Source organism: Bacteroides nordii, from assembly GCF_019930665.1.
GTDB classification, from domain to species: domain Bacteria; phylum Bacteroidota; class Bacteroidia; order Bacteroidales; family Bacteroidaceae; genus Bacteroides; species Bacteroides nordii.
Genome location: NZ_CP082886.1, coordinates 4,755,060 through 4,776,057 on the forward strand (window position 1 = coordinate 4,755,060; position 20,998 = coordinate 4,776,057).

Below are 20,998 nucleotides of genomic sequence, written 5' to 3' on the forward strand. Positions count from 1 at the left end.
CATTGCTTTGGCATACTTTTTTATAATTATTCTTTATACGCTCCCCAGAATTTAAGTTCACTTAGCTGAATCTGGGCACTGGGTTCCCTGCATTCACGAATCACAAAACGAATGTAGCGGAAAGGTTCATTAGCGTATTGCGGGTCCATTTCCACTTCGAATCCGGCTTTTACAAATTCGATGTCTTCATTGGTTAGCGCATTGGGGTCTGTAGTTCCTGAAGGCAGGGTTAGTTTGAAGTCTGCCAGTTTCTCCCAATCGTTTTTCCATTCATCGGTACCGTTCACTTCCGGCCACTCTGTCCAGTATTTCAGGTTGTCTTCTTTACTTCCGTCTCCTATCAGACTGAGGGGTTTGGGTTCATTGGTACCCCACACCTCGAAACTGGTAAAGGTTTGTGCAGAGAAGACAGGGGTACGACTTCTCATCCAGTATCTGAGCCGGCTATAAGACGCTTTCTTACCCATATCAAGGGTAAAGTACAGAGGCATTACCGTGTATTCTGCGTTGGGCCATTCTATAAAATCGGATAACTTATTGCCCTTGGTGTGCCACCAGGTAGAATTATTCCAGGTGTTGCCATCATGGATCAGGCGGAACTGACGGTTGGCAGCAGCTTCTTGCCCTACGATATCACCTCTGTAAATACAGGTCTTGTCGTCCCATCCCCATCTCTGCCAGATGTCGCCACTGTTATTACGTCCGACAATTTCTTCTTCAAACAAAGGAGTCAGCACTGTATCCAACGGTACTGAGTAATTTCCCCATTTGTCTCTGATTTCAAAACAGAAATCCTGTTCCGTATTTTCTAATCCCCGGAATGTATATTTACCCGCTTTAGCCTTGCTGTAATAGGCATCGTAGAAAGCCATGTCACCTTTAGCATCTTTTCTATAGAGGGTGATGGATATCTCATCTTCCTGTGCATTTTCCCACAACATATAGACTCCACCGAATGTAGGATTTACTTTAAGCGATTTACGAATCATTTCTACCGGAGGAAGAAGAGGTTTGATTTGTACTTCTACAGGATCAGAATGGTTCATACTTTTGTCTATGGCAAATAACTGTACGCTACGTTCGCTTACATCGGGAAAGCCTTCCAATGAAATTGTGTTATTGAATGCAGACGAGTATGCCTCTTTCAGGTCTTCTCCTTTTTTATAGTAATAGACTGCTTTTACAGCCAGAAGATCGGGATCGTCGGGCAGTTTATAGGTGATTCGTGCACCACCGTTTATGTTTTCTACTACTACGTCTGTGACACTTTTGGGAGGAATATTGTCTTTTTCGTCCTGCCAATCTTTCACTTCCGAACAGCTCCACATCAGGGAAACTGTTAACAATATGTATGCGATATAATTTCTTTTCATTTTGTTCTGTTATTGAACTGTTATTAATCTAATTGCAATTACCAGTCTAAGTTTTGTACCAGGTTTTTGTTTCTTAATAAAACACTTTGCTTAATAGGCCACAGGTAATCCTTCTTTGCATATTTTAATTGATAGACAGTCTTCACCTGGTAGAAATCTTGTGCTGTTTCTCCCATGATATTCAGGCCACGGATGGGTTTGTTGAGGTATGTTTCTGCCAGTTTCCATCGCTTCAGATCCCAGAAACGTACTCCTTCAAAAGCCAACTCATTCATACGCTCTCTGCGTATAATTTCTCTCATGCCTTCTTTGTTTTCCGGTTTGTCCGGAGTCAGTGAATGTTTCTGCCAGCTTTTTACCACGCCTTCCAATCCGGTTCTTGCTCTCACTTTATCGATGTATTCGTATACTTCCTGATCCGGGGTTGCTTTCCATTCATTCAATGCTTCAGCATACATTAAGTAAAGATCGGCCAGGCGTATAATGGGGAAAGCGTATCTGTGTTGGGTAAACTGGTCGCTGTTATCAGGTACGGACGATAAGTAATGGATCATTTTCTTGCATAGGTAGCCGGTGCTGGAATGTCTGTCTGAAGGGGTATTACCTCCACCGATATTCCCAAACTTCAGTTGAGTAACCCAAAGGTTATCATCTGTCGTGGTTCGGCTGTTACCATAGAATGTGCCGCCATCGAAAATGATTGAACCATAGAAACGGGCTTCTCTTTTGAAATGAAGATTGATTGTCTCAAATCCTTCCTGGATATACAGCTTATCACTGGCGGATGCTGTTTTTATTCCCATTGGATCTATTCCTACCCAGTCTTTATCTTCTTCGATAGGTACTCCGTTTTCTGTATAAAACTGTTCGACTATTCTCAAAGGAGGAGCATAGCATTTTCGTAAACCGCCTGTACCTTGTCCGCTCATGAAGATGGGATGGCAGGCACGTTGCAGGTTGTCTGTATTTGAGTTGGAATCGCCCCAGATGATTTCTTTGTTCCATCTTTCTGTGGCAGCTCCTCTCACTTGCATGGCTAAGATGGTTTTCTCATTCAGTTTGCTTGCATAGTTTGTCTGCTTGAAGTCAAATAAATCATGACCGGCTTCATGTGCTACATCAATGGCGGTTTTGAGTGCATCTGCGGCTGTTTTCCACTTGTCTGCACTGTAACTTTGCGGGAAAAGATGAATTCCTCTGTTGTCGGTAATGTCCGCATAGTCGGGATTGCCATTGAAGAGCGGACTGGCAGCTAACGTAAGGAGTTGTGCTTTTACAGCCAGTGCCATCGGTTGGGTAGGTCTTCCCAGGTCATTCATCAGATCTTCTATCTGTAGCGGTAGATCACTGGCAGCTTCGTCCAGTAAGGATGCGATATAGCTCACTACTTCGTCTACCGGTTCCCGGTATCTTTGTACTTCTTCGGATGTGGAACTGATAGGCAGGTTTTCTTTAATTAATGGGATAGGTCCATACATGCGGAAGAGCCAGAAATGATAGAATGCTTTTAAGAATTTTACTTCTGCAACCCATCTGGTCCGTTCTTCTTCTGTCAGATCATAAGGTTTGTGGATGTTTTCAAGAAAGATATTGCAATCGCTCAATGCTGTGAATATTGCTTTACCTCCTTTCAGATCATCGCCATTCTGTTTGCTGCCCCAATAGTTTGCCAAAGGAGCATTGGTACCCTGGTCACCACGGGCAATGTACCAAAGGCGAGGGCTCATGCCGGTTACAGGATCAATATACCATACTTCGTCTCCACCAAGAAGTGCCGGATTGGAACCGGCATCGGCAAATGAAGGGAGGAAGGAAAAGCAGCCATAAAGGAATCCTTCTGCTTCGTGCCGGTTTTTGAATGCATGATCTACTGTGGGGATATTGTCCGGAACTACATTTAAATATTCCTGACAGGATGCCAATGAAATGCAGAGTATCAGGATAAAGGTTTTAAAAATCGTCAGATATGTTTTCATAATGTATGTGTTTTTAGAATGAAAGATTAAGTCCTAAGTTAATAACGCGCTGGATAGGATAGCCTAACCCATTACCACCCATTTCTACATCCCAAAGTTTGAACTTACTGAATAATAGCAAGTTGGTACCGCTTGCATAGAAGCGGCAGGTAGTCAGCCTCATCTTGTTCGTAAAACTCTTGGGAAGTGTATAACCTATTTCCGCACTTTTAAAGCGAAGAAAACTACCGTCCTGCATAAATTGAGTACTGCGTTGGTTGTTGTTGGCAATAAGCGTGTTTGATAACCTTGGCCAGTATGCTTTGGGGTTCTGGGAGGTCAATGACCAATGATCGTCTGCAATGAATTTGGCCAATCCGGTTTCAATCACTCTTCCGTTGGCAGTGGACTGGTTGAATGGAGACATTTTATCAGCGTCTATCCAGAATGAGGAGCGGGCGGAGCCTTGAAAGAATACGGAGAGGTCGAAGTTCTTATATCCGAAGGAAAGTCCGAATCCGTAGTTGATTTCCGGTGTGGTAGGATACCCGATGGGTACCATATCTATTTCATTGATAACACCGTCATTGTTGATGTCTTTGTATTTGATGTCGCCTGCCAGATATTCACCGAAATCCTGCCGGGGAGAGTTCTGTACATCTGCATCATCAATGAAAAGTCTTTCGGCCACATATCCCCATTTTTGTGAGATAGGCATACCTATTTTGGATTTCCAGGGAATGGCACTATAATCAGGTTCTTCATAGAAGCGGTAGGTAGATTTGGCATATGTAAAGTTGGCTCGTCCTACCATCCACAAGTCTTTATGGAAAGAGTGGTTGTAATCAATTGATATATCGATACCTTTGCCATTCGCTTCTCCCACATTTACATCCGGAGTAGCCCATAATCCCATTGAAGTGGATATATCTTCTCTGGACTGGAGAATGTTGGTACGGCGTTCTTTGAAAAAGTCTGCCATAATATCTACCTTTCCGTCAAACAGTCCGAGCTCAACACCGAGGTTTGTTTTGTAAGCTATTTCCCATCCGATCTCGGAGTTGGGATAATTACTGATTTTTACGCCTTTACGGGTTCTTCCGTTAAATTCGTATCCGGTACTGAAGCTATCTCCGCCACCTATGGTTACTTGTGAAAGATAGAAGAAACGCTGGCTCTCCTTTCCGATTTCGTCATTACCTACCAGACCGTATGTGGCACGTAATTTGAGTTTGGATACAACTTTTTTCAGATTTTCTGTCCAGAAGTCTTCATTGGAGATAGACCATCCAAGTCCGAATGAAGGAAAAAATCCCCAGCGGTGGCCCTTGTCAAACTTCTCCGAGCCATTATATCCAAAGTTGAACTCTGCCATGTAACGGGAGTCGTATGCGTAGGTAAAACGTCCTGATAATCCCAGGTTTCTTTTTTGTAAAGACTCGGAAAGAGTAGAAGCATTACCTGTCAGCGAGTTACGCGCAATGGCTACTAACATACCACTTACTGCATTCTTTTTAAAATCGCGATTGTAAGCAAGAGAAGCTTCTCCATAGAATGAACTGATAACCGTTTTACTTCCCGGATTATAGCTGATAAATTCTTCACCAGTGTCCGGATTTAGTTCTGTCAGGGTATAACTATCTGTGAGTCTGTCATAGGTTGATTCATAGTAGAACGGGCTGTATGCTCTTGTCACATCAAAACCGGAAGTACGGATTGTATTACCCAACAAGCGTCCTGTCAACCCTTTTACCCATTTTCCAAAATCCTGTTTCAATTCCATCTGGGCCATCATTACTGTTTTGCTTTCCTGCTTGTAACCCTTTACCATTTCGGCATAGGGATTCATATATTGCACACCCTCATTACCACCAAACAGGATATGTGTAGTACCGGCATAGGTTTTATCCGGTTCGTAATAAGCAGGAAAACGTACGGGGCTTACATTCAGAATATTCCTGTACATTTCGCTACCTCCTCTGATAGGACCCGAATAATCATCGAAAGTACCATGTACACGAACGATTGCTTCTGTCGTTTTAGTCAGATTGATGTTTATATTAGAACGGATCAGATACTTTTTCAGATTAATATTATTGTTAAAGTTGTTGCGCTTGTCTACTTTCAGAATACCATTGTCCTGAGAAAAAGAACCTGCAATGTAATATCTGGCTACTTTACCACCTCCCGAAATATTCAGATTGGCTCTTTGATTGATGGCTACATCTTTAGTTAACATCTTCATCCAGTCTACTGCCGGATAAGCATACTCATTTGTTCCGCGGATGGTATTATCGATTTTGCTGTTTGAGTAAGGTACCGGAGCCAGGGGATTCCGGGCGGTTACCGCTTCATTGGCAAGCCGCATATAAGTGATGGGGTCTGCCATCTCTATTTTCTTGGTGGGTGACGAAAAGGAATTTTCCACACGGAAGGAGACCTTTATTTTACCTTCTTTCCCCTCTTTGGTGGTCACAAGGATTACGCCGTTTGCTCCACGGGCGCCGTAAAGGGCCGTTGCCGTAGCATCTTTTAGAATGGAAAAGCTTTGGATATCATCCGGATGCAAACGTGATAGATCATTGGAAGACACCTCCACATTATCAATTAGGATAAGAGGGTCTACTTTTCCCGCACCAAAAGAGGTTACACCACGGATAAAGAACTCTGCATTATCCTGTCCCGGTTCACCGCTCGTCTGATAAGAAATGACTCCGGCTATACGTCCTGAAAGGGCTGTTGTCAGGTTACTGGAGGGAACTCTCAGGTCTTTGACATGTACTGTCTGGATGGAGGAAATTACACTCTCCTTTTTTTGCTTTCCAAAAGCAACGATTGTTACTTCTTCCAGCATATCTTCCTTTTCTTTCAGTGTTACATTGATAATCTTTTTATCTCCGACAGCAATTGTCTGGCTCGCCATTCCAAGATAAGAAAAAGTTAGTTTCTCATTCTTATTTACGTCGATAGTGTAAGTACCGTCAATATCTGTAATAGCTCCCCTGGGAGTACCTTCTACTACAACGGTAGCACCGGGTAACTTTTCGCCGTTTATATCTGTTACCACTCCTTTCACGGTTACCTTTTGTTGAGTGACGGCCGGAATACCCGGAGAAGCAGTTTTTTCTTTCTTGATGATAAAGATTTGTTTATCGTTTATCAGATAAGATTTGTTGGTTTTTGCCAAAACTTTGTCAAGAACTTTGTCTACTGTCTGGTTCTTGACTTTTAAGGATACTTTTCTATTGGAATCTATGTCTTCTTCTAAGTAGAAAATTACAAATTCACTATTTCTTTCTATTTCTCTGAATACTTCTTTTAAAGTCGTGTTTTCAACATCTATAGAAATATGTGTTGCCTGAGCATAGCTACTGTTTGCAAATGAGTCGATGATTATGCACGTAGTGGCTACGAAAGTTATAAGACCGATTTTCATAAATTTATTTAATTGGCATCTGTTTTTACCAATTATACATATGTTTTTCATACATTTACAATGATTTTTGTTTGAATAAAATTGGACTGGTTGCAGTCAGTCCAGTTATTAGAAATCTACAGCCGGATGATATTGCAGTATCGTCCGGTTTTTTTTAGGGTTATTGTGCTTTTCTAAGTTATCATAAATTTACTTTTTTAGGGTTTAACATCTACAAATATTTCATCACTCTTGGGAGTAAAGGTTATTGGTGCTACAGCTTCCAGACCTTTTAGCAGTTTAAATATATCATCTTTTAAATAGAGTGTTCCCGATCCGTGAAGTTTTTCAACTCCTTTCGTCCATACTATTTTCCGACCGTAATATTTGGACAGTTTGTTTAATATGGCAGAAAACTCTTCGTTATCAAACATGTAAGTACCATAACGCCAGGAGGTGTAATTTTCGGTGTTGACTTTACTTTGAGAAATCCTACCGGATTCAAAGCAAAGCATATCACTTGGAGCGAGTGTTGCTTCCAGATTATTTTTGGTATGAATGTTTACTTTTCCGCTGACAAGTACTACTGCCGTATTACTGTCTCCTTCATAAGCAGATATATTGAAGCTTGTTCCCAATACATTTACATCCAGTTGATTCGTTTTTACTATAAATGGTCTTTTCTTGTCCGGTGATACTTCCAGATATACTTCTCCTTCTACAAAAATTTCCCGCTTATCGTCTTCAAAAATCTCCGGATAGACTATACGACTATTGGCGCTTACCCATATATTGGTTCCGTCTGAAAGTGCCAAAAATGAGCGTTTGCATGGTGGTACAATTAACTGATTGAATTTCGATGGCTTTTTTTCCGGCTTGTCATTTTCTTTAGTAGCCACTTTCTCGGAATTGATAGAAAGCGTACCTTTTTCATCATACTGAATGACGGATTCTTCTCCCTGAATAGTCATCTCGTTATTGTCACTTCGTATGAGTTGTACTTCTGAGGGGAGTTGGGTGGGCTTTGCTACTTCTTCAATGGCCATTAAATTATCATTTGAGTAGAAATCACTGTAGTAGGCCCAGCCAAATATACAGAATAATGCAATACTTGCTGCTGCCGATACAGTGATCCATAAATGCTTTTTGCTCTTTTCCTTTTTAGTAACCTCAATGCTTTGATTAATTCTGTTTAGTAATTCATCCTGTGCATCTGCTGAAATTTCTTTTTTTCGGAAAGGTATTCTGCAAATAATTTCCTGTGCCCGGTCGATTTCAGAAGCTAATGCCTCGTCATTCTCTATGAGAGTATTCCAGAAACGGATACTTTCATCCGTTGGAGTGAGCTGTGATTCCAGGAAAAAATCATCCTGTAGTAGTTCTTTATATGTGCAGCCTTTATAATTCATGTATGCTTTAATCCTTTCTTGTGTTTACGGTAACATACAGAATACAATTGGTGGAGGAAAACATACTCACCCTAAGTGATTTTTTTTATAAAAATTGGGAAAGTGGTTGTATGGAAATAGGTTATACCGATTCTATTGCTTTGTATAACAATGAGATAGATAGAGGAAGAGGTAGTCGGCTTTCGCGCATTTTTCTTAATGAGCGCTGAATGAGATTTTGTACGGACTGAGTATTCATCTGCATCAGGACGCCTATCTCTTCCATAGAGAGTTCTTCTATGAAGCGATGATAAATGACTTCGCGCTGCCGGTCCGTCAGTTGGTTCATTAGTTGCAGGATTACTTTTCTTGTTGATTCCTGTTCCAGACTTGACAACGCTTTGTTTTCATCTGAATGGTCTAATATGTTATATAATTCTTGTTCTCCGAGTTTCTCGAATACCATTTCGCGTTTGAATGTGTTATACAGACTATTTTTGAGAGCGGTGAAAAGATAGAATTTGATATTAACTTCTTTCTTCAATTGTGTACGATTCTTATATATGCGGACGAAAACATCATGTATAGCATCTTTTACAATATCTTCGTCTTGAGTGAATTGAATGCCATAACGAAAAAGAACCCCGACATACTTTTTGTAAATCAGTTCGAAACATTTATCATCTCCGTTTATGAAATCAATCCAAAGATGATTTTCTTGCCTGTTAAGGGGTGAAAAAGGGGTTTCCTGTTCTTTATTTATATGCATTGGTTTTTACTCTCCAACACAAATATAGTAATTTTTGCATTATAAATGATTTTTTTTCTGTCTTCTATGCAAAATAGCTGTTTGATACCGCCGCTATTTATAGTGTTCTTTTATCATTTTCTGTACTAATTCTGGGTTGTTGGTAGTAATATAGTCGGCACCATTGTCGATGCACCATTGAATGCCTTCAGGATCACTAACTGTCCAGATGTTAACTTCAAGCCCTAAATTATGAAGTTGTTTTATCCATTCGGGATTTTTCTTGAATACATTGATGTGATAGTCGGCTCCCGTTCCACCAATGCTTTTTAGTACATCCGGAGCTACTCCATTCAGATAAAGAATCGACCGTCGGGTTTGTTTTACAAGCTCATCAAAAGCATTTCTGGAGAATGTAATGTAGGATGTTCTCTCTTCCAAACCTTTTTCTTGTACCATGGTGAGTACCATTTTGACGGCTTCTGCCTCGTGCTCTTTATTTTTGTGAGGCTTTATTTCTAATACAAGATCTATTGTAAGGAGTTTTGCGACATCGAGAAATTGACTTAATGAAGGCAAAAATTCTCCGTTTTTTAACTTTTGACTGAGGATTGTATCAGAGGAAGTGGTTTCTATTTCATAACCATTTATAACGTCGTCATGATTTACTATAAGTTGTTTATCGGCCGTTAACCATACATCAAATTCACATGCATCGCATTTAATAGAATCAGCTTTGATTAACGCTCTGATAGAGTTTTGTGCTGAACCTTCGGTATCCCAGTGTCCACGGTGGGCGACGACCTTTGGCTGGGCATTTGTATTTGTAATACCAATTGTAAGAAGTCCTGTTAAGTAAATCAATGTTAGTTTCCTTTTCATATATTCTAAAATTTGGGATTATTTTTTTAATGAGATAATTACACTCCCCGGTGAGTTGCAAGAAAGATAAATAAAACCGTTTTTCCTTTTGATTTTGGAATCAGAGGAATTTTCTATACTATTTATTTTCTTGTATGCTGTACTGTCCGGGAAAGGAATGGTAAAATTCCCTTTTATATTATTGCTGAAGAAGATAGCTCTTTTTCCATCAATAAATCCGTCATAGGCGAATGAGGATTCATTGTCGAGTAGTGGTGTCGTAATCCAGGTATAAACTCCACTCCATGAATCGTAGTCACCGGCAGTACGTGGTACGTTTCCTATCAGTTTATGATAGCATTTGGTCCATGAATTACCTATGAAAATAACATCATCATCAGGAAGTTCATTGTGTGTTCCCAAACTGCGATTGAGGAGAAAGGAGGCTTGAAAGTAAAAATCTCCCTTCTCAATATATCGGTTGAACCGGGGGAAATCTTTTTTCTTGAACCTGCTTACTTTCTTTATATCAGTCCAATACGCATATTCACCTGAAGGAGTAAGAAGTTGTTTTTCGTTTTTAAACATAGATTGCATCCCATAATATTTTTCTATTATAACCGGGATTCTATTGGTATAATCATGGGATAAATCTACCTGGATACTATTACCGTTTACTGTGTAGTTTACATTTTCAGTGCACAGCGTATCGGTGAAGTATATCTGATTATCTCTTTCTTTTGCACTGAGCGGGTTAATAATGTAATTTTTTACTTCAATTTTAATTGTATGTGCTTTGAGCGTAGTATCAGTAGTGATACTACGCCCATCAGCATACAATTTGATAGAAAATGTTTCGGCTGTTTGGGTTTTTTCATCCAGGAACAGATGGTTACCGCCACACCAACCGCCTTCCAGAATGTTAAATGGACCTATATTATCGCTATAGGTTTCATTTACTATTTGAGTATTAGTGGAATCGGAAGTAATGGAAACACGGTAAAATGTAAATAAGTCATTGGCCATGCATTTTTTGAACCAGTAGTTTATTACATGACGGTCATCGATCATAGAAGATATATATACATTTTCCCCTGTCTTTGTTATTATGCTCAGTTTGTTTTGAGAATAAGACGATAGGGAAATAAACATACATATAATTAATATAATCCGGTCCATCTATTTGGTTAATGCTTTCATATTTCTACGGGCAGTAATATGACGTGCCAGGCGATCCATAATCTTCTTATCCTCCGGAGAAGTAGAATTATACATGTCAATAAATCCTTTACTTCCGGTGTAATATGCAATGGCAGAGGTCTCAAATACTTTGTGTTTCTCAAATGCCTCGATGTAGGCTAACATTCTGTCATACGAAGAATCCTCACAATCGTAAAGAGCCTTGCTGTCACATTCGAATTCCATAGCCATTCCATTGTTCAAAGCGAGTTCACAAGCTTCGTCCAGTCGGGAGTCAGGGATATCCTTTGTGAAGAAATGGTTCGGCTGTTGATATGCGATATCAAATCCCAAGTCTTTCCACTGTTCGTATCCTTTGGCCTTCCAATAGGGGATCCATACAAACTCTTTTTTCTTTGAGCGGATGTATTGACTTACATATTTAGGAAGATCTTTACAGGTTGCTATATCTTCATCTACCCAGTAGAAACCGGCAAGTTCCAGATTTTTGTATTTAGCTTTTTTAAAACGGGTCATGAGTTGGTCTATATACCATTGGGCTGCTTTAACCTGGTCAGACTGTTGATTAAAATCAAGAGGATTTCCATCGATGCTTCCCCAGTCTTTTTGTTTAGGTAATGGTATAGCAATACCTAAAATGACTTGATGTTTGAAGGATGGTTTTCCGATGTTTTTTTTCTCATTTTCAATGCATTGGTTTAATGCATCCAGCGCTTTCCCTTTTTCAAACAACCTGTCGAGAAGCCATTCCCATTCTATTTTTCGTGCCTGCTTTTTGGCATATCCATAGGCATAATTATGACCTTTACCATCGGCAAACTCGAGGAACAGAAAGCCATCGAATAACCAGTCTTTCGTGCCGTTGGCAAACTGATGAGTGACATACGGGACAAACTGATCAGGAGTCCAGTCGATTCTCTGTACACCTCCCTGGTATATTAATGCAAGATCTCTGATCTTACTGGTTTTATACTTGTTCTTTTGACTATTTTGAGCTTCTATCAGATGTATAGGAGCTACAATGATTAGTATCACTAAGAAATATAAAATCTTTTTCATGTTTGTTCTTTTTATAAATAAGTTTCTATTAGTTTATTATCGTACAATAACTTTTCTGGTTTCTCCGTCAATTTTTACTATATAAACACCTGGTACGCATTGTAGCTTTCTGGTATTTTCACTGACAAGTATTCCATTTATAGTGTATATCTTGATCGATTCGGCGATTCCCTCTATACGTAATTCTCCGATACCCCCTGCCACAATAACATCAGTCTTCGGGTCATTGGTAGTTTCAATACCTACGCTCCGGCTACGCCTTTTTAATATATGATTGGCTATTCTATCAAGAATAAGAGTGTTTTCGATAGAATTTGAACGATACATATCAAGTATACCTTTTGTTCCTGAGTAATAGGCTATTGCCGAATTTTCAAAGACATTATTCTTTTCAAAAGCATTGATATAACTCTCCAGTCTGCTGTAATATGAATCTTCGTTTTCGTATAATACACGACTATCGAACTCTACTTCCAATCCCATATTGAATTTATTTGCAGTATTGCATGCCTGAAGGAGGCGATCATCTGCTATCTCTTTGTCAAAGAAATGATTCGGTTGTAAAAAAGCAGTATCAAATCCTAACTTTCTCCATAAGTTATACCCCTGGGCATTCCAGTATGGAATCCAGTAAAATCGTTTATTCAGTTGGTGGATATAGTCACTTACATCTTTTGGTAAATCTCCGCATTTAGCAGTGCTCTCCTCAAGCCAATAAAACCCTGTTAGTTCGAGATTCTCGTATGCTCCTTCGTTAAATCGTTCTGTGAGTTGGTCAATGTACCATTTTGCAGCTTTTATCTGGTCATTCCGATGTGCAAAGTTTAATACTTCTCCATCAAGGCTTCCCCAATCGGTTTGATCAGTAATAGGCGATACTACCCCTAATACTATTTTGTGTTTAAACTGAGGTTCTCCGATAATCGTTTTATAATGTTCGATACACGAATTCAATGCATCGAGGGATTTACCTTTTTCAAAGATTCTGTTGAGTAACCATTCCCAATCACTCTTTCTGGCATTTCGTGCTCCATAATTATACCCGAATGCTATCTGCCAGTTATCTGTAAATTCAAAAAATAAAAAAGAGTCGAAAAACCAGTCCATACGTCCATCGGCAAAAGTATGTATGACATAGGGACGTAGTTCGTCTTCCGTCCATTCGGGGCGATGAGTACCTCCCTGATAGATAAGAGCCATATCTGATATTACATCAGTCTGGTAAGCTGCCAGTGTCGTATTTACTCCGGTAAGGATACTTATTATGACTATAAGTGTTATATATTTTTTTTTAAGTGTTGTGATAAACATTCTTTTCTTTTTATCAGTTATGACTTTTTTCAATAATGGTAGTAATCGTTTTTGTAAACCGGTTATTTAATAGAGAGTTTCATAACGTTTACTTTCTCAACGGGTTTTAGTACATCATTCACTTTCCAAGTTTTATCTTTACGGATACTGAATGGAATGGTAGCCTTAAGGTCATTACTTGAAGAACCGAAAGACAGGAGATATTTCCCTTTTGATGTAAGCCATTGCGAATTGTTTTCATCGAATGAAGCTATATCATAATCGGTAAACTGAAGTTTTATTATTTCACTTTCTCCGGGTTTTAACTCCCGGGTTTTTCCAAAGGCTTTTAATTCTATATCGGGTTTTTGAATGAAGGTTTCAGGAGCAGAAATATAGAGTTGTACCACTTCCTTGCCGGATACATTACCTGTATTGGTCACCTCAATATTTGCGATCCATTTATTATTTTTTCTTTCTATTTTAGGTTTGCTGAAAGAGAAATTGGTATAAGATAGTCCATATCCGAAAGGATAAACAATCGATTGCTTTACTGTATTAAAGTAACGGTAACCCACCCATATATCTTCTTCATAATTGGTATAATCGAAATTTTTGCCACTCTTGGTCTCTCCTACCATTGGAAAGTTTTTAGAAGAAGGAATATCGAAATAATCTGTCGGGAAAGTCATCGGGAGTTTTCCGGAAGGGTTTACTTTCCCACTAATTATATCTGTTATGGCATCTCCACATTCTTGCCCCGGAAACCATGCCAGCAGTATAGCGTCCGGTTTCTCCTTCCAGGAATTCATTTCCATTACGCCGCAGACATTCATTACTACAACTACTTTTTTTCCTAAGGCATGAAATTGGGAGGATACTTTATCGATCATAAATTTTTCTTCGGGAGTAAGATAGAAATCTCCCTCTAACCTTCTGTCGGATTCTTCTCCGGAGCCTCTACCGATAACGATTAGTGCAATATCAGAATTTTTAGCTTCCTGTTCGATGGTATTTTCTGCCTTTGTCAGATCCATTTCGGGAATGACTGTCCTGTTATAAGATAATTTTTCCCAGTCAGTACTTTGGGGGTGTTTATCAAGAAGATCATTCTGGAATTCTACGAATTTTGTATAGATTCCTTTCAATCTGTTGTTGAGTTGATAGCCGCCATTTTCAAGTCCGGTAGATATATCAGTAATATGAGCTTTATTTACATTTGATGAACCTGTACCGCCTGCAATAGACTTGTATGCAGTAGCACCGAACAGAGCAATTTTAGTCCCTTGGGGTATGGGCAGAAAAGAGTTGTCATTTTTCAGTAATACCATTCCTTCGGTGGCTATACTACGCGCTAATTCTGCATTTTCGGAAAGGTTGGGAGCTTCTGTATACTTCCAGTTTTTATAAGAAATAGATTTGAAAATGAGTTCCAATGTATATTTTACACTTTTGTTTAAAGTAGCTTCACTGATCCGGCCACTTTTTACTCCAGCTATTATTTCGTCTATTTGAGATTGTTCTCCCGGCATCATTAAATCTGTTCCACCGTTAAGCTGGTCGGCGGTATCCCTTTTTTTATACCAATCGGTCACTATCAGTCCGTTGTACTTCCACTCGTCGCGAAGAATTGTTTGAAGTAGTTCCGGATTAGCCTGAGTATATTTACCCCCAATTTTGTTATAAGAACCCATTACGGTCCATGGATCGGAGTTTTTTATACAGATTTCGAATCCTTTGAGATAAATTTCGCGTAATGCGCGTTGTGAGATGCGTGCATCGTTATAGAGTTTGCCGGTTTGCTGATTATTGGCTATAAAATGCTTTAGGCTGGTCCCAATGCCTTTGTCCTGAATTCCGTTAATCATGGCTGCTCCCATGATGCCTGAGAGGTAAGGGTCTTCGGAGAAATATTCAAAATTGCGTCCGCAAAGAGGATTGCGCATGATATTGATTCCCGGTGTAAGTACGATATCGACACCATATGCCCTGGCTTCATCGCCTATTGCATTGCCTTCCAGTCGTGCTATGTCTTTATTCCAGGTGGCGGCTAATGCGGTAGTGGAGGGGAAACAGGTGCAATAAGAGGTGTATTTTTTAATTGGATAGGGGGATTTCCCGCTTACCGGGTTTTCTGCCGGGCCTGTAGAGGGGATGCCCAAAGAATCATATATGATGTATTTCCAATTCGATGGAACAGGGGTGATTCGTACACCGACCGGACCATCTGCCAGGTTGATGGAGGGAATGCCTAAAGAATCGATAGGAAAGGTATATCCTGCGGAACCTGCAACCATGTGGCTTAAGCCGTTATCACTACCCGTACATCCTACCAGAAGCCGGGCTTTTTGTTCTAAAGTAAGTTGGTTTATAATCGAATTTATATCTTTAGGTAATGGCTTATTACCGGCCAGTACGTTGCCAAATGAAAAGACGAGAGCGTATAATATAGGTATTATGGCTTTCTTCATGGTGTAGATGGTTTCTTATAGTTAGGTAAATGTGATTGATAAAAAGAGGCTGTAGAAAGAAAATACTACAACCTCTTCTCTCTGTTATCCTGTGTAACTGGTTATGTTAAGAAAATGATATTTGAACGAATGGCATTTACTTAACCATAACTTTAGTTACATTGTTATCTGTTTTAACAATATATGTTCCCGGAATGCACTTAACATTGTGTTCGTTTCGGCTTATAAGGATACCGCCAATGGTATAAACTTCGATAAAAGTCGGTTCACCTTCGATGGTTATTTCACCCTTACCACCGATAATTGTTGCTTTGGGAGCTTCTACTTTTGCAACACCGGTACCACCTTCAACTGTGAATAAATATTTTGCAATGTATCCACTGGGGAAGTATTGATAAATATGAGCCTGGGTTTCGCTGATAGCTTCAGCCGAAAGATGATTTCCGTAGAAAGCGTTGCCGATATACATGGGATTACCATCATCTTTTTGTTCTGAATATTTTGTTGCTATTCTTACCGATTCATCACTCTCTTCAACATCAGAAATAGCTTTCGTAGCCAGTTTTGATACGGTGAAACCATCGGCATTGTTCGAGCCGGAAGGATATACGATGTAATCTTGTCCTCCGAGTTTGAAGATATAGAATCCTGCACATCCGCTGTGGCGGGGTGTTATATAATAAGAGTCGTGCGACCAGTTTCCATCTTCATCCAATGATAACTTTTGGATGGAATTGCAATTCGTCTTATTAAATAACGGACTTAAAATAGACACATTTTTTTTCCTTCCCAAGCTGAGATGATCGTAGTAGTGGCAAAGTTTCCTGCAATTCCGAAGGGGCTTGCATATGTGTAAGTGTATGTGTTGGCCACATCTTGTTTACCGTCTATGATAGGTATTTCAACCAGCTGGGGGTAATAGGTGGTACCCATGTATATGATACCGCCGGTTTCCTTATCAAGTACGTTGCCTTGAACATGTCCCCAGAAGTCGAGACGTCCTCCTGTGATACCGCTTAATGCAATATCTATCGCTGCTGAGCCGTCGGCAGGAATAATTCTCAATTCATTGATATCCTTGTTAAAAGGATCAGGAAATGTACCGATACGTACGAGGATGTTTCCTGCATCATCGAAAGTAATGTTAGTACCTGCTCCGGAAGGAATCTCTTGGATTCTCCCGGTTTCATTCCATACTTCGATTGTCTTGGTTGCCTTGTTTTGAAGATAGAATTTTCCATCTCTACCAAAACCCTGGCGTACGTCCAATGTCAATGGAGCCACATCCGTGTTCATCCATAACAAAGTAAGATTTGAATCCATAGTAGACTTCGCATCTGCAACAGAAGGAGTCAAAGCGAACATGCCGGTTAGCATTAACGCTGCTGTAAGTAATTGTTTTTTCATCACCTTTGAAATTTAAGTTAAACAATAGAACTATTTTTGATTGAATTACTGTATCAGTAATTTGGCTATCTTATTGGATGTTTCACCTGATATTGAAATCATATAAAACCCTGGGCTTAACGATTCGGTCGGTAGTGTTACCGCGGCGTCTTCGCTATTTTCACAATTAAAACTGTTTACCAATTGTCCGGTAGCATTATAAATATTTATTTTTGCGCTTCCGTTGAAATTGATATGGGCTTGCTCTCCTGTTCTTATGGGGTTGGGGTAGATATTTACATCCTTGTCTCCATCGGTTATGGAAGTTATCCCTGTTCCGGAACTTTCTACTGTAACGAGTATTGTTGATGTCAATTCATCTAAAGAGGCTGTTAGTAGTTGAGTACCTGTACCATTACACAGTACCGTACTCCCGTTTTCTTGTACTTTTCCCAATTTCGCACTGCAGGAAAGCATGATTCCTTTTACATTCGTATCAATCAACACACCCTGTGCATTGTAGCCGTATATCACCGGAGAGTAATAACTATTGCGTTCCACTTTTTTAGCGTAGTCGGCAAAGCGAATTTCTGCTATTACCTTGTCCTCGGTGACGGGAGTTGTGATAAACAGTCCGTTTTTGACTGCTCTCAGGCTCCCTTCACTTGGTGTATTGACCACTCCCAATTCTTTGACATATAAAGTAGAGGAACCGCCACCATCGAAATTCAGAGCCTCCGTACATCCCAGATTGAGCATGATTGCAGCCAGGTCTTTTGAAGGTACACCGACCGATACTCCTGTTTGGCGACCATCGACAACCAGCAGTATGGCCTTTGTCCCGTCCGAATTATAGCCTATTGCCGTACGGGGTTCTCGGTTGGCCAGATGATCCAATGCACCTTGCGTTTCAAGGATTTTGCCTCCCTGTAAGAGCATCGGGCATCCGCCGCACATTTCCATGATATCTGTTTTCACTACGTTGTCAAAATAGAGGGTTGGAGTCACTTCAAACTCTTCACCTAATTGCATTTTGGCTAATGTATTTGCTGTAAATCCTGTACCGGATAAGACAAACCCTCCTTCAGGAATCGACATATTACCAACGTCTTTGACCGGTGCAATGGTGACACGCATTTTAGTTGTTCCCTCGGCTTTCAATGGGCCATCGACAGGTACAGCTCCTACTTCTACTCCCGCACCTTTGGTACCTGTAGTACTTCCTTTACGCGAAGTGAATAATATCAGTTCATTATCGCTACGTACTGCATTGACAGCTTTGATAGATGCCTGTCCGGCATTTGGCGAGACTAATTTAAATGTCGTATAGGGGGCACCGGAACAGAATTTCTTATCTTTATCAATACCTATTGCATACCAGCCGGTTCCCTTATAACTCTTATAGAGTTCGCCATCTGCCACAGTTGTACCTACAGGGCCCATACCACCAATGAAATCGGCATTCACCCCGGCAAAATATATATTTTCGGGATCGTTGTGAGATGCCGGCATGTTCGGTACGGTTACGTTACTTGTCAGATTGTCTTTCCCCATTATTAATTTCAGGTTTACATTCGGGTTGGTCATATCGGTGGTTGTATAAAACACACGTAGCTTTACCGGTCCTTCCAGAGCTAAAATTGTTTGGGTAGTTCCGGGACCTATCACTATGTGCGATAAAGTATCCACACGATATTCGACATTTTGCAGTTTCCAGGTATTGGAAGCAAAAGAGCTGAATGTGAGGCAACTCAATAAAAATAATGGTAAAGAATATCTGTTTTTCATGACTCTATAAATTTATTCTTATGCCTTGCAGGGCTTTTACAGTAATCTTTTTATGGTCAGGTAATACTATTACATGATCGACACTGTCCATATTCACGTAATATTGAACTTTCTGACCTTTAGAAGAGAGCCATTCGGAACCGGCAACAACATTCATCTCTCCGAATCCGGGGACATCTATTGACGGATTATCTCCTTCCGGTATGATTTCTTTTATATATCTTCCGCCAACAAAAACATCGTGTTGTTTTTTGCGTAGCGTAGAAAGAGTCTTTAAAAAATTAGCTTCTCTTTTGGCTTCGTCTTTCATTAACAAAGTAGGGTCTACCCATCCTAACTGGGAGCCATACAGAAAGCATTGCATGGTTTGATACAGAAAATCACCACGATTCACTCTGTCGGTAGGAGAATACGTATAGGCCGAAGTGATGAGCCTGTCGGAATAAACCATCGGGAACAAAGGCACAATCTTGCAGCCGTTGTGAGGAGAATTGACCGTAAGCAACAAATCGAACATGTCGATGTAACATTCCGCATTTTCCTCGCTTATAAGTATGTTTCCCGGTTCCAGGTGATGAGTACGGAGAGAGTCCATCAGATGACGGTAAGATTTATGCCAGTAATCACCTCCGCCACAGGCATGTCCATGGTTGGTAGCCCAGCAAGGCTGAGGGGCTGCTGCCGCTATCTGGTCGATATATACTCCGTTTGTTTTCAACTCTTTTTGGATTTTTATTACAAGATCGGTTATGATGTTTTGCCACAGTCCGGATGCGGGACAGGTTACGGTGTTTAATACCTGTGACGTTGGGTAAATTTCGGTATAAAGTGTACCGTCTGGCTTTCTGCACGAGGCAGAAGCCCCGTTCAGAGTTTTATAGCTGTCACTGTCAGGATCCCACAACCGGCCGTTAATGTAGGGAACGGTATGACACCCTCTTTTCCTTACTTCGGCTATCATGTCGGCAAAGCCGGCTTTTGGCGGGAAGTAATCGGGATAATGCGTATCATAAGGATAATGGTGCCAGAAGTACCAGTGAACAAAGGTGTTTTTGCCATACAGGTCGATGGCTTTATTTACGGCACTTCTTACGGTGTCGTTTACTCCTTTTGCTCTAATCCAGATATCGGTATCCAAAAGCCACTGTGGTATATTACGGGATGCCAAAGGTTTACTTCCCCATTCGGTAGTAAAAGTGAAAGGGCGGTACCATTTCGTTGCGGCATCTTGCCAACCGATGTTTGAATATCCGATAACTGTTGACCATGGAACAGTAAATGTTTCGGTTACGTTGTCCGACCAACCTTCGGAAGCTACAATATCTGTTAATAGAGTAACACTCTTTTCACCTACGGCAGCTCTGAAGTCTTTTCCGCAAGCCTCTTTATCTTCGGTAGCGTAATAGACTGAACCGTCTGAATTGTGAAGCAGCAGCAACTGCATAGAGCCGGTTACCGAAGGATAACTTGAAGCATATACTTGGGGGTTCTTCAGTTCGTACTCTGCACCCCAGCCTGCTGAAGTGATTAATTTGGCATCATCGGGACGCGTTACAGTTACGCGTGGAAATTGGGTATTACTTATCAGCCAACCTTCGGGAGTTCCTGCCTGAATATCCCAATAGACAAGCTCTGAATCGTCAGGAACAGAAACAGTCATTACCACCGGGACCAAATCATTGTAAGTGAGTCTCATGTTCCACTTGAAAGCAATGGCAGTATTACCGTTTTTGGTTCCTTTCGACCATCCGGCATATTCTCCATGAGAAGGGAAAAGCACCGGATTTTCTCCTTGGGGACCTTTATAGGTGAGTGTCCACGGAACAGTATTATATCCTTTGCCCAATATTAATTCTTTTCCGCTAAGGGTGAGTTTCGAGATATCGAAAGCTTCGCCCTTAGGAAATTCAACTCTCACTTTGCTATTACGGAGTGTTACGGTCGAGTCGGTTTCGGTAATTTGCGTACCTTTGGCTTGGCCCCACGATGCAGTTAAGCTTACGAGAGAGACAAGAATAGATATTAAACAACTTTTCATCATAATCTATGAGTTTACGGGTATTA

Annotated in this window: 14 protein-coding genes; all 14 read right to left on the minus strand. The window is 40.5% G+C overall.

Features of this window, described 5'->3' with window-relative positions; translation table 11 throughout:
- Window positions 1-26: 26 nt before the first annotated feature.
- The 14 genes from K8P02_RS18450 to K8P02_RS18515 all read right to left on the minus strand — a co-directional run bounded on the left by K8P02_RS18450 (window position 27) and on the right by K8P02_RS18515 (window position 20,975).
- A complete protein-coding gene (locus tag K8P02_RS18450; RefSeq protein ID WP_025866659.1) occupies window positions 27-1,373 on the minus strand; it encodes a DUF5126 domain-containing protein in 1,347 nt (448 codons plus the stop codon).
- Between the two features lie 38 nt (window positions 1,374-1,411).
- Window positions 1,412-3,349 carry a RagB/SusD family nutrient uptake outer membrane protein gene (locus K8P02_RS18455; RefSeq protein WP_223381662.1) on the minus strand — a complete coding sequence of 646 codons (1,938 nt, stop codon included), beginning with the start codon at window positions 3,347-3,349 and terminating at the stop codon, window positions 1,412-1,414.
- A gap of 13 nt (window positions 3,350-3,362) precedes the next feature.
- Window positions 3,363-6,764 carry a TonB-dependent receptor gene (locus K8P02_RS18460; RefSeq protein WP_223381664.1) on the minus strand — a complete coding sequence of 1,134 codons (3,402 nt, stop codon included), beginning with the start codon at window positions 6,762-6,764 and terminating at the stop codon, window positions 3,363-3,365.
- A gap of 197 nt (window positions 6,765-6,961) precedes the next feature.
- Window positions 6,962-8,152 (minus strand): FecR family protein, encoded by a 1,191-nt coding sequence (locus K8P02_RS18465; RefSeq protein ID WP_223381666.1) that lies wholly within the window; start codon window positions 8,150-8,152, stop codon window positions 6,962-6,964.
- A 121-nt stretch (window positions 8,153-8,273) separates the two neighbouring features.
- Window positions 8,274-8,900 (minus strand): RNA polymerase sigma factor, encoded by a 627-nt coding sequence (locus K8P02_RS18470; protein ID WP_025866660.1) that lies wholly within the window; start codon window positions 8,898-8,900, stop codon window positions 8,274-8,276.
- 93 nt (window positions 8,901-8,993) lie between these two features.
- Window positions 8,994-9,761 (minus strand): glycerophosphodiester phosphodiesterase family protein, encoded by a 768-nt coding sequence (locus tag K8P02_RS18475; RefSeq protein ID WP_025866661.1) that lies wholly within the window; start codon window positions 9,759-9,761, stop codon window positions 8,994-8,996.
- An 18-nt stretch (window positions 9,762-9,779) separates the two neighbouring features.
- Window positions 9,780-10,892 (minus strand): hypothetical protein, encoded by a 1,113-nt coding sequence (locus K8P02_RS18480; protein ID WP_223381668.1) that lies wholly within the window; start codon window positions 10,890-10,892, stop codon window positions 9,780-9,782.
- 27 nt (window positions 10,893-10,919) lie between these two features.
- A complete protein-coding gene (locus K8P02_RS18485; RefSeq protein WP_025866663.1) occupies window positions 10,920-11,999 on the minus strand; it encodes a DUF4855 domain-containing protein in 1,080 nt (359 codons plus the stop codon).
- 36 nt (window positions 12,000-12,035) lie between these two features.
- Window positions 12,036-13,310, minus strand: coding sequence for a DUF4855 domain-containing protein (locus K8P02_RS18490; RefSeq protein WP_122201225.1), 1,275 nt, complete (start codon window positions 13,308-13,310; stop codon window positions 12,036-12,038).
- Between the two features lie 62 nt (window positions 13,311-13,372).
- The gene (locus tag K8P02_RS18495) at window positions 13,373-15,760 is read right to left on the minus strand and encodes a beta-glucosidase (protein WP_025866664.1); all 2,388 of its coding nucleotides are present in this window, start codon (window positions 15,758-15,760) and stop codon (window positions 13,373-13,375) included.
- Window positions 15,761-15,896: 136 nt separating this feature from the next.
- The gene (locus tag K8P02_RS18500) at window positions 15,897-16,535 is read right to left on the minus strand and encodes a hypothetical protein (RefSeq protein ID WP_223381671.1); all 639 of its coding nucleotides are present in this window, start codon (window positions 16,533-16,535) and stop codon (window positions 15,897-15,899) included.
- Entirely contained in the window at window positions 16,523-17,167 is a 645-nt protein-coding gene (locus tag K8P02_RS18505) for a hypothetical protein (protein WP_223381673.1), read from the minus strand. Before K8P02_RS18505 ends, K8P02_RS18500 begins: the two co-directional genes overlap by 13 nt.
- Before the next feature lie 45 nt (window positions 17,168-17,212).
- The gene (locus tag K8P02_RS18510; RefSeq protein ID WP_195450189.1) at window positions 17,213-18,934 is read right to left on the minus strand and encodes a phosphodiester glycosidase family protein; all 1,722 of its coding nucleotides are present in this window, start codon (window positions 18,932-18,934) and stop codon (window positions 17,213-17,215) included.
- A 4-nt stretch (window positions 18,935-18,938) separates the two neighbouring features.
- A complete protein-coding gene (locus tag K8P02_RS18515) occupies window positions 18,939-20,975 on the minus strand; it encodes a DUF6259 domain-containing protein (protein WP_025866665.1) in 2,037 nt (678 codons plus the stop codon).
- Window positions 20,976-20,998 lie beyond the last annotated feature (23 nt).